A 12,842-nucleotide genomic window follows, 5' to 3' on the forward strand; every position below is an offset into this window, starting at 1 on the left:
CGATCCGTCGCCGGGCGGTACGCCCCACTCCTCCGTATCCTCGCGATGAGGCCACGACCGCGTATCGAGGGAGTCCGCGACAATGCCGCTGCACCACGGTCCCCAACCGCACGACGAGAGCCCGATGGCCGTCAACCCCTTCTACGGCGAGGCCAATCCGGTCGGCGGCATGACCGACGCCCCGCCCAAGCACCGGCTGCCCGACGACCCCATGCCACCCTCCACGGCGTACCAGCTGGTCCACGACGAGCTGATGCTCGACGGCAACGCACGGCTCAACCTCGCCACGTTCGTCACCACCTGGATGGAACCGCAGGCCGACGTCCTGATGGCCGAGTGCCGAGACAAGAACATGATCGACAAGGACGAGTACCCGCGCACCGCGGAGCTGGAGCGGCGCTGCGTGTCGATGCTCGCCCACCTGTGGAACGCACCCGACCCGGACGGCGCCGTCGGCTGTTCGACCACCGGGTCGAGCGAGGCGTGCATGCTCGCCGGGATGGCCCTCAAGCGCCGCTGGATGAAGCGGAACGCCGACCGCTACCCGTCCAAGCAGGCCCGCCCGAATCTCGTCATGGGCATCAACGTGCAGGTCTGCTGGGAGAAGTTCTGCAACTTCTGGGAGGTCGAGGCGCGCCAGGTCCCCATGGAGGGCGACCGTTTCCACCTCGACCCGCAGGCCGCCGCCGAGCTGTGCGACGAGAACACCATCGGTGTCGTCGGCATCCTCGGCTCGACGTTCGACGGCTCGTACGAGCCGATCGAGGAGCTGTGCGCCGCACTCGACACCCTCCAGGAGAAGACCGGCCTCGACATCCCCGTCCATGTCGACGGCGCCTCCGGGGGCATGATCGCGCCCTTCATCGACCCCGAACTGGTCTGGGACTTCCGCCTGCCGCGGGTGTCGTCCATCAACGCCTCGGGCCACAAGTACGGCCTCGTCTACCCGGGCGTCGGCTGGGCCCTGTGGCGTACGGCGGACGACCTGCCGGAGGAACTGATCTTCCGGGTCAACTACCTGGGCGGCGACATGCCGACCTTCGCCCTGAACTTCTCCCGGCCCGGCGCCCAGGTCGTCGCGCAGTACTACACGTTCCTGCGCCTGGGCCGCGAGGGCTACCGCGCCGTGCAGCAGTCGACGCGGGACGTCGCCCGCGACATCGCCGAACGCATCGAGACCCTCGGCGACTTCCAGCTCATCACGCGCGGCGACCAACTGCCCGTCGTCGCCTTCACGACAGCATCCGACGTGAAGGCGTACGACGTCTTCGACGTGTCGCGCCGCCTGCGCGAATTCGGCTGGCTCGTACCCGCGTACACCTTCCCCGCGCACCGCCAGGACCTGGCCGTGCTGCGGCTGGTGTGCCGCAACGGCTTCTCTGCCGACCTGGCGGCGCTCTTCTTCGCCGACCTCGGGCGGCTGCTGCCCGAACTGCGCCAGCAGCGGCACCCGTTGACCAGCGACAGGGATGCGGCGACCAGCTTCCACCACTGAGCGCAGCGGTGCTCACGGGCCCTGCTTGCTGATCCCTATTTACTGAGTGCCGCGAACTTCCGTACCGCCAGCGGGAAGAACACCGCGAGCAGCGCGAGCGGCCACAGCACCGCCGCCCACAGGTGCCCCGGCTCCCCGCCGGGCCCGCCGAACAGGTCCCGTACGGCAGTCGCCGTGTGCGACATCGGGTTCCACTCGACGACCGTGCCCAGCCAGCCGGGCATCGAGCCGGGCTCGGCGAGCGCGTTCGACAGGAATCCGACCGGCCAGACGAGGATCTGCACGGCCTGCACCAGCTCCGGCTTCCCCGCCACCATCGCCAGGTGGATGCCGATCCACAGCATCGCGAACCGGAAGAGGAGCAGCAGCCCGAGCGCGCCCAGGAACGTCCCGGCCGAGCCCTGCGGGCGCCAGCCGATCACGTGACCGACGCCGGTCATCACGAGAAGCGCGGCGGCCGACTGGAGCATGTCGGCGGCCGAACGTCCCACCAGCACGGCGCCGTTGACCATCGGCATCGACCTGAACCGGTCGATCACTCCCTTGTTGAGATCCTGCGTCACCGCCAGCATCGTCGCCTCGAGCCCGAACGCCATGGTCAGCGCGAGCATGCCCGGCACCAGATAGTCGACGTACTCGCCCTCGACCCCCTTGCCGCCGCCGATCAGGAAGCCGAACATCAGCAGCAGCATCACCGGGAAGGCCAGCCCGACCACGATCTGCGTGGGCTGCCGCGCCCAGTGCGCCAGCTCGCGCCGCGTCATGGTCCACGAATCGGCGACGGCCCAGCTCATCGGCGTACTCATGCCTTCACCTCCGGCCGGTCCGATACGTGTCCACGTTCCGCTGCATCCGTCTGTCCCGACCGTCCCGATCCCGTCAGATGCAGGAACACCTCGTCCAGGGTCGGTCTGCGCACCGCGATGTCCTCCGCCTCCACACCCGCGTCCTGGAGCGCCCGCACGACCTCCGTGAGCGCGGCCATCCGGTCGGCGACCGGCGCGCTGACCAGCCGGCGGTCCGCGTCGACCGTGGCACCGTCCGGCAACAGCCTTGCCGCTACGTCCAGCTGGGACCCGTCCCGCACGACGACGTCGATCCGGTCACCACCGAGCCGGGCCTTGAGCTCGTCGGCGGTGCCCCCGGCGACGACCCGGCCCCGGTCCACGACCGAGATGCGGTCGGCGAGCTGGTCGGCCTCCTCCAGATACTGCGTCGTCAGCAGCACCGTCGTACCGCCCCCGACGAGGGAGCGCACCGCGCCCCACACCTCGGCGCGCCCGCGCGGATCGAGGCCCGTCGTCGGCTCGTCCAGGAAGAGCACCTCCGGGTCCGTGATGAGCGAGGCGGCCAGGTCCAGGCGGCGCCGCATGCCGCCGCTGTACTGCCTGACCGCCTTGCGCCCGGTCCCGGCGAGCCCGAAGCGCTCAAGGAGTTCGCCGGCTCGCACCCGCGCGCGCCGGGCGCCCAGATGGTGGAGGCGTCCGAACATCTCCAGGTTCTGCCACCCGCCGAGCTCCTCGTCCACCGCCGCGTGCTGGCCGAGGAGCCCGATGCGGCGGCGCACCTCGCCCGCCTGCCGCCGCACGTCGTAACCCGCCACCTCGACCCGGCCCTCGTCGGCCCGCAGCAGCGTCGTCATGGTGCGGACGGCCGTCGTCTTGCCCGCGCCGTTCGGCCCGAGCAGCCCGTGCACGGTGCCGCGGGCGACCGCGAGGTCGAGCCCGTCCAGCGCCCATCTGTCCCCGTACCTCTTCCGTGCGCCCTCGACGATGATCGCGTCGGTCATCCGGCTCCTCTCACCGAGAATCTCGGTACTCAAATTTGACTACGACGCGAAAGGTAGCCCCACCTCCGACCATTAGTCAAACTTGATTAATGAAAATTGACGACGCCCGGCGATGACTGGCGATGACTAACGAGGGTCCTCGGGGTGTGCCTCGCCCGTGGCGTAGGGGTTCTCCTGCCCCTCGGCGAGCACCCCTACAAAAGGCTCGCCCTCGCCCGCGAACGTGTACGCGCCGCCCTCGATCCGGCCGATCAGGCCGCGCGTCCACTCCGCGCCCGCGTCGGCCGAGTGCACCCAGAAATTCATGATCTCGCCGATGTGCCCGAGCCGTTCGGGCCCGTCCTCGGGCGAGTAGTACTCGGTGACCGCGCGCCGCCACTCCTCGATGCCATCCACGCGCCGCCGCAGCAACTCCACCGCCTCCTGCCGCGGCAGATCGACGATGAAGCCGAGCGCGGCCGAGAGGATGTCCGGCTTCTGGTCGTACGCCACGAGCGCCTCACGCAGCAGCGTACGGAACTCCTCGGTGCCCTTGTCCGTGATCTCGTACTCGGTACGCGGCGGGCCGCCGGCCGTGGACGGCGCGATCTCGTGCGCGACGAGGAGTCCCTGCTTCGCCATCTGCTTGAGCGCGTGATAGATCGACCCGGGCTTGGCGTTCGACCACTCGTGCGCGCCCCAGTACTCGAGGTCGTTGCGCACCTGGTAGCCGTGCGCGCGGCCGTGCTGGCGTACGGCCCCGAGGACCAGGAGACGGATCGCTGACATGGGCCCCAGCGTAGGACGTCACTCCTGAGCCATCGCGGCCAGCTCGTACGCCGCCTTCCCGTCGAGGGACTCGCGGATGATGTCCGCATGCCCCGCATGCCGGGCCGCCTCCCGGATCGGATGGAGCAGCATCCATCGCATGGACGCCTCGCCCTCGTGCGGGGACCAGTCATGGCGGGGCAGCGGGAACGTGTCGTCGAGGCTCGGCACCGACCGGATGAACTCCTCGGCGGCCAGCGCCACCTTGTCCCAGTAGGCGAGCGCCGACTCGACACTCTCGTCGCCCACGAGCCGGGAGCTGTCGGCCCGGTTCGCCTCGGTGCGCTGCGTGTCGGGCGCGACCTGCCGGGCCCGCGCCACCCAGCCCTGCACGGTCTCGGCGACGCGCTTGATCAGCCCGGACAGCGACAGCGCGCTGGCGCTCGGGGTCGTCGCGGCCTGCTCGTCACTCAGCCCGAGCACGGCCCGGCGGATGGCGCCGCGCTGTTCGGCGAGGCAGATCAGGAGGGGGCAATACCCGGACCCGGGAACGTATCGCGTAGGGATTTGCCTACGTTTGACGCGTAGGGAAATCCCTACCTATAGTCCGGGCATGACCAGCCACACGAACATCACGCACGCCTCTTTCATCACACTCCCCGTCTCCGACCAGGACCGCGCGCTGCGGTTCTACGTCGACGTACTCGGCTTTGAAGTCACCGTCGACCGCGAGATGCCGCCGGGCCGCTGGCTCCAGGTCGCACCGGCCGGGGCGCAGACCGTCTTCACGCTGTCCGGCCCGGGCATGGGGGATTTCACGCCGGGTTCGGCGCGGGGGATCATGTTGGTGACGACCGACGTCGACGCCGACTGCGCGCGGCTCACCGCCGCCGGAGCCGAGGTCACCGGCCCCGACGACGTGCCGTGGGGACGCATGGCCGCCGTCAGCGACCCGGACGGCAACTCGCTGATGCTCATCACGGAGAAGGAAGGCTTCTGACGCCGATGACGACGACGAGCGCGACCGACACCGCCGGCCAGGACCGGCTGTTCGCCGCGCTCGCCAACGGGACACGGCGCGAGGTGCTCCGCCTCCTCAGGGACGAGGGCCCGCAGCCCGTCCAGGCCCTGGCCGACCACTTCGCGATGCGCCGCCCGAGCCTCTCGGAGCACCTCAAGGTGCTGCGCGAGGCCGGCCTCGTATCGGAGGAACGAGCGGGACGGCAGCGCATCTACCGGCTCGAGGCCACCCCCCTGGCCGAGGTGCAGGACTGGCTCCATCCGTACGAGCGGTTCTGGCGCGGCCGCCTGCAGGGGCTCGCCGAACTCCTCGACCGCATGCCCGACGATGACGAGTCATGAGCCTGACGAGCATCACGGTCGACCAGTTCTTCCCCCACCCGCCCGCCAAGGTCTGGCGCGCCCTCACCGAACCCGAGCTGATCACCCAGTGGCTGATGACGGGCAGTGAGGACTTCCGCCTCGAGGTGGGCCACCGGTACGTGATGACGACCGTGCCGCGCCCCAACACCGGCTTCTCCGGCACCGTCGACGTCGAGGTCCTCGCGTACGAGGAGGAGCGGATGCTCAGCGTCCGGTGGCAGGACCGGGATCCGGCCAATTCTGCGGACTGGACCATTACGTGGAACCTGGAGCCAGAAGGCCGTGGCACGCGTCTCTTCCTAGTGCACGACGGATTCGATCCGGACGATCCGGCACAGATGATGGCGCGGAAGATCATGGATGGGGGCTGGCGTTCGCATGTCATGCGGGCGCTGGGGCAGACGCTCGAAGAGCTGTAACCGTGGGAACACCCCCCGTGCACGTGCATCTGCCCATGCATCGGCATGTGAACGCAGCTATGATCCAGGACAGTTGACCACTACACCTGACTCACTGGCCACATGAGCCTCATAGGCCACAGCACGACCGGGGAGCGACTGTGCACCACGTGTACAACGGCATGGCGGCCACGGAGCTTCACGGTGTGGTCTGGCAGAAGAGCAGGCACAGCAACTCGCAGGGCTCCTGCGTGGAGTTCGCGAAATTGCCGGGGGGGCGAGTGGCGATGCGCAACTCGAACTTCCCGGAGGGCCCGGCACTCGTCTACACGCCCGCCGAGATCGAGGCGATGCTGCTGGGCGCCAAGGACGGGGAGTTCGACCATCTGATAGCCGACGGATGACCGGCAACCGGTGACAGCTCGCAACTGACGGCTGACAGGTGACAGGTGACAGGTGACAGGTGACAGGTGACAACTGACGGATAACGACAAACGTCAGCCGTCAGATAACAGTGGCCAGTTGTCAGTAACGAGTCGTCAGTTACCGGTAGCCAGTGACCAGTTGCCCGCCCGCCGTCACAGCCGGAACAGCGCCCACACCACTTTCCCGTTCAGCGTGCCGGCCAGCGGATGCCAGCCCCAGCTGTCGCTGAACGAGTCGACGAGGAACAGGCCACGGCCCGATTCGGCGTTGAAGTCGTCGTCCGTCTCGCGGGCGACGGGGCTCTCGTCGCTGGGGTCGCGCACCGCGCACACCAGGCGTGAGGTCCAGCGCAACAGGTGCAGTCGCACCGGCGGGTCCTGTGAGCGCGGGGTGTCCGCGGGCAGCCCGTGCCGCAGGGCATTTGTGACGAGTTCGGAGACGACGAGGCAGACGTCGTCGAATCTCTCGGCCACGTCCCAGCCGTCGAGCGTCCCGCGCGTGAAGTTACGGGCGCTGCCCACCGCTTCGTACCGTGCGGGAAGTGCGCAGGAGGCGGAGCTGGAGACGCCTGAAGGGTCGAGTGGCGGAAGCCCCTGCCTTAACGGCTCGAGCATGGCCGGTCCATTCGTCCCCATGCGAGGCACTCCCGGGATTCGCGGTACATAGCGATTGGAGCGGTGGTGCGTGGCCATCGTTCCGAATGCGTACAGCAGATGCAAGGGCAGATGCACGTGCACGCGCCTGGCCTGTCCCCTCACGTACCACTTGTTGCTCATTTCTTCCCACGACTTCTTGTGGAGACCTTTCGCAACCTTTCCGTTTCTGTAACCGAACGAGTACAGGCCGGAGCGTTTTAATGGCAGACTTCGGCTGCTGGAGCGATCGGGAGGGTGGAGCGACGTGAGTGCGGGAGAGTCGAGCGGCTCAGTGGTGCGACGCATCCTGCTGGGCTCGCAACTGAGGCGCCTGCGCGAATCGCGTGGCATCACCCGGGAAGCGGCCGGCTACTCGATCCGCGCATCCGAATCCAAGATCAGCCGCATGGAGTTGGGACGGGTGAGCTTCAAGGCCAGGGACGTCGAGGACCTGCTGACCCTGTACGGCGTCGCCGACGAGGCGGAGCGCGGCGCGCTCCTCTCCCTCGTCAAGGAGGCCAACGTCGCGGGCTGGTGGCATACGTACTCGGACGTCCTGCCCGGCTGGTTCCCCACGTATGTCGGCCTGGAGGGCGCCGCGTCGCTCATCCGCGCCTACGAGGTGCAGTTCGTGCACGGGCTGCTTCAGACCGAGGGGTACGCGCACGCGGTCGTCGCCCGGGGCATGAAGGACGCACCGAAGGCGGACATCGACCGGCGCGTGGCGTTGCGCCTCGAGCGGCAGAAGCTCCTCGTCTCCGAGCGCGCCCCCGAGTTCCACGTGGTGCTCGACGAAGCGGCGCTGCAACGCCCGTACGGAGGACGGAAAGTGATGCGGGGTCAGCTCCAGCATCTGATCGACGTCTCCGAGCGGCCCAACGTCACGCTCCAGGTCATGCCGTTCGGCTTCGGTGGCCACTCGGGTGAGACCGGTGCCTTCGCGATGCTCAGCTTCCCGGAGTCCGACCTCTCCGACATCGTCTACATGGAGCAGCTCACCAGCGCCCTCTACCTCGACAAGCGCGAGGACGTCACGCAGTACGCGCGGTCGATGAAGCAGCTCCAGTCGGAGTGCCCGACGCCGCAGGAGAGCGTGGACATCATCCGGGGGCTGCTGACCAAGAACGGCTGACCGGGACCGGTTGACCGGGACTGGCCGAGAAGCGCTGCTTCTGTCGCGTCCTACGACCGATGACGATCGGGTGGACGCCCTGACCGGGCCACAACTCGACTGGTACAGACGTAAGATGACGAGCCATTAGGTGTCTGCCGGCAGCAGCAAGGGATCTCATGTCCTACTTCACCGAACTGGCCCAGCAATACATCGACGGTTCATGGCGTCCCGGCCGCGGGGCGTGGGACATCATCGACTTCAACCCGTACAACGGTGACAAGCTGGCCTCCATCACCGTGGCGTCGGCCGACGAGGTCGACGAGGCCTACCGCGCGGCCGAGCGGGCGCAGAAGAGCTGGGCCGACACCAACGCGTACACGCGCCGCCTCGTCTTCGAGCGGGCGCTGCGCCTGGTCGAGGAGCGCGAGGACGAGATATCCGACGCGATCGTCGACGAACTCGGCGGTACGCGGCTCAAGGCCGGGTTCGAGCTGCATCTCGCCAAGGAGTTCCTGCGCGAGTCGATCCAGCTGGCGCTGCGCCCCCAGGGGCGGGTCATCCCGTCGCCCGTCGACGGCAAGGAGAACCGGCTCTACCGCGTTCCCGTCGGGGTCGTGGGCGTCATCAGCCCCTTCAACTTCCCGTTCCTGCTGTCGCTGAAGTCGGTCGCGCCCGCGCTGGCCCTCGGCAACGGCGTGGTGCTCAAGCCGCACCAGAACACCCCGATCTGCGGTGGCTCCCTGGTCGCGAAGATCTTCGAGGACGCGGGCCTGCCGGCCGGTCTGCTCAACGTGGTCATCACCGACATCGCCGAGATAGGCGACGCGCTCCTCACCCACCCCGTACCGAAGGTCATCTCCTTCACCGGCTCCGACGCGGTGGGCCAGCACGTCGCGACGGTGTGCGCCTCCCAGTTCAAGCACGCCGTCCTGGAGCTGGGCGGCAACAGCGCGCTGACCGTGCTCGACGACGCGGACATCGACTACGCGGTCGACGCGGCGGTCTTCAGCCGGTACGTGCACCAGGGCCAGGTCTGCATGGCCGCCAACCGAATCCTGGTCGACCGCAAGGTGGAGAAGGAGTTCACCGAGAAGTTCGTCGCCAAGGTCAGGTCCCTCAAGGTGGGCGACCCCCGCGACCCGTCGACCGTCATCGGGCCGGTCATCAACTCCACACAGGCGGAGGCCGTTTCGGGTGTCGTCGACCAGGCGCTCGCGGAGGGCGCGACCGCACTGCTGCACGGCAAGGCCGTCGGCAATCTGGTCGAGCCGAGCGTCCTGACGGGCCTGCCGGCCGACTCCCCGGTGCTGCGGCAGGAGATCTTCGGGCCGGTCGCGCTCCTCATCCCGTTCGACGGGGACGAGGAGGCGGTGGCGGTCGCGAACGACACCCCGTACGGGCTGAGCGGGGCCGTCCACACGCGGGACGTGGAGCGGGGCGTCGCGTTCGCACGGCGCATCGACACCGGGATGATCCACGTCAACGACGGGACGGTGCACGACGAGCCGCTCGTCGCGTTCGGCGGCGAGAAGCGCTCCGGGCTCGGCCGGCTGAACGGCGAGGCGACGGTCGAGGCGTTCACCACCCAGAAGTGGATCTCCGTGCAGCACGGCCGGAGTCAGTTCCCCTTCTGACGCCCGCCCGCTCCGGCGGTTCGGTCAGCGTGTGGCGTACGGCAGCAGTGCCATCTCGCGGGCGTTCTTGATCGCCGCGGCGATCTGGCGCTGCTGCTGTGCCGTGACCCGGGTGACGCGACGGCCGCGGATCTTGCCGCGGTCGGAGAGGAACTTCCGCAGCAGGTCCGTGTCCTTGTAGTCGATGTACGTGATCTTCGCCTGGTCCAGAGGATTGGGGCGGGACTTGGCCGGCTTGCGGTCAGGCCTGCCGACGGGGTCGCGGGCAGGGTTGCGCGGGGGCATTCAGATCTCCAGGAGGGTGTCGAAGGCGCGGGGCAGGCCCTTCCAGGACTCGCGGCCCGCGCCGTACTCGGCGTCGGTGAGCAGGCAGGACTCGAGGATCTCGGCGAGGCCGTCACGGTCGAGTCCGGGTGACGTGAAGACGAGGTGCTGGCAGCAGTCGCCGTGCTGCGGGTGCCAGTCCAGGGCGGCGGCCGCGCGGCGGACCGACGGGGCCATGTCCCAGGCGGCGTCCGGCAGGGACACCAGCCAGGGCCCCGCGCTCTCGACGCACAGCGTGCCGCCCGCCGCGTCCCAGTGCAGGAGCGTGTCGGGGCGGTCGGCGAGCCAGAACCGGCCGCGGCTGCGGGCCGCCGCGCAGGTCAGATCCTCCAGGGCCGCGTAGAGCCGCTCCGGGTGGAACGGCCGGTCGCGGTGCCAGACGAGCGTGGAGACACCCGCCTCGTCCGCGTCCGCGGGCAGCAGCGCGCACGCCGGATGCTGGGCCGCCGCTGCCGCCTCCACGTCGAATCCGCCGAGCGCGGCGGCCGCCAACTCGCCGTGGCCGATCGGGACTTGGCGGGCTGTCGGGTGGAGCTGGGCGAGCAGGGCCCGGTCCGCGTCGTCGGCCTCGGGGGAATCCACGAGGGCGAGCACGGGAGCGTATTCGAGCTGTCTGGCCCAGGTGTCGGCGATGGTGCGCTGGTCGGTGGCGGCCGTCGCGAGTCCGGCGTCCATGAGGTCGTCGCCGTTCCCGAGGTACGGCAGCAGGAGCGCGGGGTCCACGCCGGTGATGACGCCGGTGACGGAGAGCTCGGGCCCGCCGTGCGCGGCGATGACCTCGACCATCGCCTTGGGCTCGACGGAGTCCCACAGTTCGACGATCGCGATGGAGGTTCCCCTTGCCCGAGCGGAGCCGAGAGCTTGGATGGGGGTCCCCCCTGCCCGAGCGGAGCCGAGAGCTTGGATGGGGGTCCCCCCTGCCCGAGCGGAGCCGAGAGCTTGGGGGAGGGTGAGCCCGGCGTCCGCGAGCCACTCCAGTTCGGGGACGAGGTCCTCGCGCAGGGCGCAGCACGCGCAGTCGTTGACGAGGGGCGCCTCGCCGGTGCCGAGGACTCCGGTGGCGTCGCGCAGGGTCCGTACGACTGTGCCCTGTACGGCAGTTGAGAGGTCGTGGTGGAGCGCGACGCTGCCCGGGACCGTGACGAGCAGTTCCTCGACGGCGGCCCGGCGCGCTTCCGCGTGCAGGCCGCCGACGATCACTACGGGCAGCCGGGTCACCGGCCGCCCCTCTTCCCGAAGCGCCGCTCGAAGCGCTCCACGCGGCCGGCGGTGTCGAGGACGCGCGCGTTGCCCGTGTAGAAGGGGTGGCTCACGTTCGAGATCTCGACGTCGATGACGGGGTAGGTCCGGCCGTCCTCCCACTCGACGGTCTTGTCGCTGGTGGCGGTGGACCGGGTGAGGAAGGCGTGGTTCGCGGCGCGGTCGCGGAAGACGACCGGGCCGTAGTTGGGGTGGATGTCCTTGCGCACGGGGCTCAGCGCTCCTCTCGGAAGTCGACGTGACGGCGTGCGACCGGGTCGTACTTGCGCAGGGTCACGCGGTCGGGGTCGTTACGGCGGTTCTTGCGGGTCACGTAGGTGTGGCCCGTACCCGCGGTGGACCTGAGCTTGATCACTGGGCGGAGTTCGTTGCGTGCCATGTGGGTAGTATATGAAAATGAATCCCGTTTCCAAAACGATCCGGGTCACAGGGCCAGGGGGCCGCGCGACCTTCGGGTCACGGCTCCGGGTCACGGGGCCACAGCCAACGAGAGAGGTACGTCGTTCTGTCCGCGCACTGCATGCTGACCGGGGCCGCCCCCGGCTTCGGCAACCGCATCTCCCACTCCCACCGGCGCACGTCACGCCGCTTCGACCCGAACGTCCAGCGCAAGCGCTACTGGCTGCCGAGCGAGGGCAGACACGTGCAGCTGCGGCTGAGTGCCAGGGCGATCAGGACCGTCGACGCGATCGGCGTCGAGGCCGCCGTCGCCAGAATTCGTGCCCGTGGAGTGAGGATCTGATGGCCGAGAAGAGCAAGATCGCGAAGAACGAGAAGCGCCGGAGGGTCGTCGCCCGATACGCCGCGCGCCGGGCCGAGCTCAACGAGATCGTGCGCCGGCTGTCGTCCACCGACGCGGAACGGGCAGCCGCACAAAGGGAGTTGGCACGTCAGCCGCGGGACGCGAGCGCCACACGCGTACGCAACCGCGACAGCGTCGACGGCCGGCCGCGCGGATATCTGCGCGCCTTCGGCCTCTCCAGGGTGAACCTGCGCGAGCAGGCGCATGCGGGCTTCCTGCCCGGGGTGCGGAAGTCTTCCTGGTGACGTGAGGGGCGGCTGGTAGCTTGCTGCGGGCCGGGCCACGTACCGGCAGTCACATCCGCAACGTAGGGGGATCTTGTGCTGAAGCGCGTACGGATCGGTGCCGCCGCGGCGGGAGTCGCCGTGGCGCTCGTGATCACCGGATGCAGCAGCGACAGCGGTGACGGGGGCGACGGCGGCAAGTCCAAGGAGACGCCGCAGGCCTCGGCCACGGCGTCCACGGGCGGCGACACGAGTGGTTCCGGCTCCGGCGGGAAGTCCGGGAGTCTTCAGGGCAGTTGGGTCACCACGTCCCAGGGCAAGAGCGTCGCCCTGCTCATCAGCGGCAAGAAGGTGGCTCTGGTCGGCGAGCACGTGTGCAGCGGGACCGCCGGCGACGAGATGGGCATGCAGATGCTCACCCTGAAGTGCGCCGACGGGAACACCGACCGGAACATGGGGCAGGTCAAGTCCGTCGACGCCACGACCCTGAAGGTGTCGTGGGAAGGCTTCGGGGACGACACGTTCCGCAAGACGGACAACGGGAAGCTGCCGTCGGGGTTCCCGACGATGGGGCTGCCTACGTCCTGACGCGGGCGGGTTCCCTCGCTCCC

The 12,842-nt window shown here is 69.2% G+C and carries 19 protein-coding genes; 10 read left to right on the plus strand and 9 right to left on the minus strand.

The genetic code is table 11. The features are described from left to right. Positions 1-82: 82 nt before the first annotated feature. Positions 83-1,495: a glutamate decarboxylase gene (locus OG574_RS22715; RefSeq protein WP_326774708.1), complete on the plus strand. Its 1,413-nt coding sequence runs from the start codon at positions 83-85 to the stop codon at positions 1,493-1,495. A 35-nt stretch (positions 1,496-1,530) separates the two neighbouring features. Here OG574_RS22715 and OG574_RS22720 read toward each other — a convergent pair whose 3' ends face one another. The 4 genes from OG574_RS22720 to OG574_RS22735 form a co-directional block, all read right to left on the minus strand. Then, positions 1,531-2,301 carry an ABC transporter permease gene (locus OG574_RS22720; protein WP_326774709.1) on the minus strand — a complete coding sequence of 257 codons (771 nt, stop codon included), beginning with the start codon at positions 2,299-2,301 and terminating at the stop codon, positions 1,531-1,533. Next, positions 2,298-3,284 (minus strand): ATP-binding cassette domain-containing protein, encoded by a 987-nt coding sequence (locus OG574_RS22725; protein ID WP_326774710.1) that lies wholly within the window; start codon positions 3,282-3,284, stop codon positions 2,298-2,300. Before OG574_RS22725 ends, OG574_RS22720 begins: the two co-directional genes overlap by 4 nt. A gap of 126 nt (positions 3,285-3,410) precedes the next feature. Next, positions 3,411-4,052, minus strand: coding sequence for a PadR family transcriptional regulator (locus OG574_RS22730; RefSeq protein WP_326774711.1), 642 nt, complete (start codon positions 4,050-4,052; stop codon positions 3,411-3,413). Positions 4,053-4,070: 18 nt separating this feature from the next. After that, the gene (locus tag OG574_RS22735) at positions 4,071-4,514 is read right to left on the minus strand and encodes a mycothiol transferase (RefSeq protein ID WP_442816842.1); all 444 of its coding nucleotides are present in this window, start codon (positions 4,512-4,514) and stop codon (positions 4,071-4,073) included. A 130-nt stretch (positions 4,515-4,644) separates the two neighbouring features. On the opposite strand from OG574_RS22735, the gene OG574_RS22740 reads away from it, so the two are divergent. The 4 genes from OG574_RS22740 to OG574_RS22755 all read left to right on the plus strand — a co-directional run bounded on the left by OG574_RS22740 (position 4,645) and on the right by OG574_RS22755 (position 6,216). After that, a complete protein-coding gene (locus OG574_RS22740; protein WP_326774712.1) occupies positions 4,645-5,031 on the plus strand; it encodes a glyoxalase superfamily protein in 387 nt (128 codons plus the stop codon). Between the two features lie 5 nt (positions 5,032-5,036). Beyond that, positions 5,037-5,393, plus strand: a complete 357-nt coding sequence (locus OG574_RS22745; RefSeq protein ID WP_326774713.1) for an ArsR/SmtB family transcription factor — start codon at positions 5,037-5,039, stop codon at positions 5,391-5,393. After that, on the plus strand, positions 5,390-5,833 hold the full coding sequence (locus OG574_RS22750; RefSeq protein ID WP_326774714.1) for an SRPBCC family protein: 444 nt from the start codon (positions 5,390-5,392) through the stop codon (positions 5,831-5,833). The genes OG574_RS22745 and OG574_RS22750 overlap by 4 nt, the downstream gene beginning before the upstream one ends. A gap of 140 nt (positions 5,834-5,973) precedes the next feature. After that, complete coding sequence (locus OG574_RS22755; RefSeq protein WP_326774715.1) at positions 5,974-6,216, plus strand: DUF397 domain-containing protein; 243 nt, start codon at positions 5,974-5,976, stop codon at positions 6,214-6,216. 174 nt (positions 6,217-6,390) lie between these two features. On the opposite strand, the gene OG574_RS22760 is transcribed toward OG574_RS22755, so the two are convergent. Beyond that, on the minus strand, positions 6,391-6,873 hold the full coding sequence (locus tag OG574_RS22760; RefSeq protein ID WP_326774716.1) for an ATP-binding protein: 483 nt from the start codon (positions 6,871-6,873) through the stop codon (positions 6,391-6,393). 265 nt (positions 6,874-7,138) lie between these two features. On the opposite strand from OG574_RS22760, the gene OG574_RS22765 reads away from it, so the two are divergent. Both OG574_RS22765 and OG574_RS22770 read left to right on the plus strand, forming a co-directional pair. Then, positions 7,139-8,005: a helix-turn-helix domain-containing protein gene (locus tag OG574_RS22765; RefSeq protein WP_326774717.1), complete on the plus strand. Its 867-nt coding sequence runs from the start codon at positions 7,139-7,141 to the stop codon at positions 8,003-8,005. Positions 8,006-8,163: 158 nt separating this feature from the next. Next, positions 8,164-9,621 carry an aldehyde dehydrogenase family protein gene (locus OG574_RS22770; RefSeq protein WP_326774718.1) on the plus strand — a complete coding sequence of 486 codons (1,458 nt, stop codon included), beginning with the start codon at positions 8,164-8,166 and terminating at the stop codon, positions 9,619-9,621. Between the two features lie 24 nt (positions 9,622-9,645). Here OG574_RS22770 and rpsR read toward each other — a convergent pair whose 3' ends face one another. The 4 genes from rpsR to rpmG are packed head-to-tail and all read right to left on the minus strand — an operon-like array spanning position 9,646 to position 11,584. Beyond that, positions 9,646-9,906, minus strand: a complete 261-nt coding sequence (rpsR, locus tag OG574_RS22775) for a 30S ribosomal protein S18 (protein WP_326774719.1) — start codon at positions 9,904-9,906, stop codon at positions 9,646-9,648. Then, entirely contained in the window at positions 9,907-11,163 is a 1,257-nt protein-coding gene (locus OG574_RS22780; RefSeq protein ID WP_326774720.1) for a CobW family GTP-binding protein, read from the minus strand. Beyond that, positions 11,160-11,414 carry a type B 50S ribosomal protein L31 gene (locus OG574_RS22785; RefSeq protein WP_326774721.1) on the minus strand — a complete coding sequence of 85 codons (255 nt, stop codon included), beginning with the start codon at positions 11,412-11,414 and terminating at the stop codon, positions 11,160-11,162. Before OG574_RS22785 ends, OG574_RS22780 begins: the two co-directional genes overlap by 4 nt. A 5-nt stretch (positions 11,415-11,419) precedes the next feature. Next, the gene (gene rpmG, locus OG574_RS22790) at positions 11,420-11,584 is read right to left on the minus strand and encodes a 50S ribosomal protein L33 (RefSeq protein ID WP_100597680.1); all 165 of its coding nucleotides are present in this window, start codon (positions 11,582-11,584) and stop codon (positions 11,420-11,422) included. Between the two features lie 126 nt (positions 11,585-11,710). On the opposite strand from rpmG, the gene rpmB reads away from it, so the two are divergent. The 3 genes from rpmB (at position 11,711) to OG574_RS22805 (ending at position 12,819) form a co-directional block, all read left to right on the plus strand. After that, complete coding sequence (gene rpmB / locus OG574_RS22795) at positions 11,711-11,947, plus strand: 50S ribosomal protein L28 (protein WP_100597679.1); 237 nt, start codon at positions 11,711-11,713, stop codon at positions 11,945-11,947. Further along, positions 11,947-12,252 (plus strand): 30S ribosomal protein S14, encoded by a 306-nt coding sequence (rpsN, locus tag OG574_RS22800; protein ID WP_326774722.1) that lies wholly within the window; start codon positions 11,947-11,949, stop codon positions 12,250-12,252. Before rpmB ends, rpsN begins: the two co-directional genes overlap by 1 nt. 75 nt (positions 12,253-12,327) lie before the next feature. Beyond that, complete coding sequence (locus OG574_RS22805) at positions 12,328-12,819, plus strand: hypothetical protein (RefSeq protein ID WP_326774723.1); 492 nt, start codon at positions 12,328-12,330, stop codon at positions 12,817-12,819. The last annotated feature ends 23 nt before the right edge of the window (positions 12,820-12,842 follow it).

This window comes from Streptomyces sp. NBC_01445, assembly GCF_035918235.1.
Classification (GTDB): domain Bacteria; phylum Actinomycetota; class Actinomycetes; order Streptomycetales; family Streptomycetaceae; genus Streptomyces.

Excerpts from the sequence above, each read along its gene's own strand:
- OG574_RS22715 (WP_326774708.1), top strand. The coding sequence starts at position 83 with ATGCCGCTGCACCACGGTCCCCAACCGCACGACGAGAGCCCGATGGCC.
- OG574_RS22720 (WP_326774709.1), bottom strand. The coding sequence starts at position 2,301 with ATGAGTACGCCGATGAGCTGGGCCGTCGCCGATTCGTGGACCATGACG.
- OG574_RS22725 (WP_326774710.1), bottom strand. The coding sequence starts at position 3,284 with ATGACCGACGCGATCATCGTCGAGGGCGCACGGAAGAGGTACGGGGAC.
- OG574_RS22730 (WP_326774711.1), bottom strand. The coding sequence starts at position 4,052 with ATGTCAGCGATCCGTCTCCTGGTCCTCGGGGCCGTACGCCAGCACGGC.
- OG574_RS22740 (WP_326774712.1), top strand. The coding sequence starts at position 4,645 with ATGACCAGCCACACGAACATCACGCACGCCTCTTTCATCACACTCCCC.
- OG574_RS22745 (WP_326774713.1), top strand. The coding sequence starts at position 5,037 with ATGACGACGACGAGCGCGACCGACACCGCCGGCCAGGACCGGCTGTTC.
- OG574_RS22750 (WP_326774714.1), top strand. The coding sequence starts at position 5,390 with ATGAGCCTGACGAGCATCACGGTCGACCAGTTCTTCCCCCACCCGCCC.
- OG574_RS22760 (WP_326774716.1), bottom strand. The coding sequence starts at position 6,873 with ATGGGGACGAATGGACCGGCCATGCTCGAGCCGTTAAGGCAGGGGCTT.
- OG574_RS22770 (WP_326774718.1), top strand. The coding sequence starts at position 8,164 with ATGTCCTACTTCACCGAACTGGCCCAGCAATACATCGACGGTTCATGG.
- rpsR (WP_326774719.1), bottom strand. The coding sequence starts at position 9,906 with ATGCCCCCGCGCAACCCTGCCCGCGACCCCGTCGGCAGGCCTGACCGC.
- rpmG (WP_100597680.1), bottom strand. The coding sequence starts at position 11,584 with ATGGCACGCAACGAACTCCGCCCAGTGATCAAGCTCAGGTCCACCGCG.
- rpsN (WP_326774722.1), top strand. The coding sequence starts at position 11,947 with ATGGCCGAGAAGAGCAAGATCGCGAAGAACGAGAAGCGCCGGAGGGTC.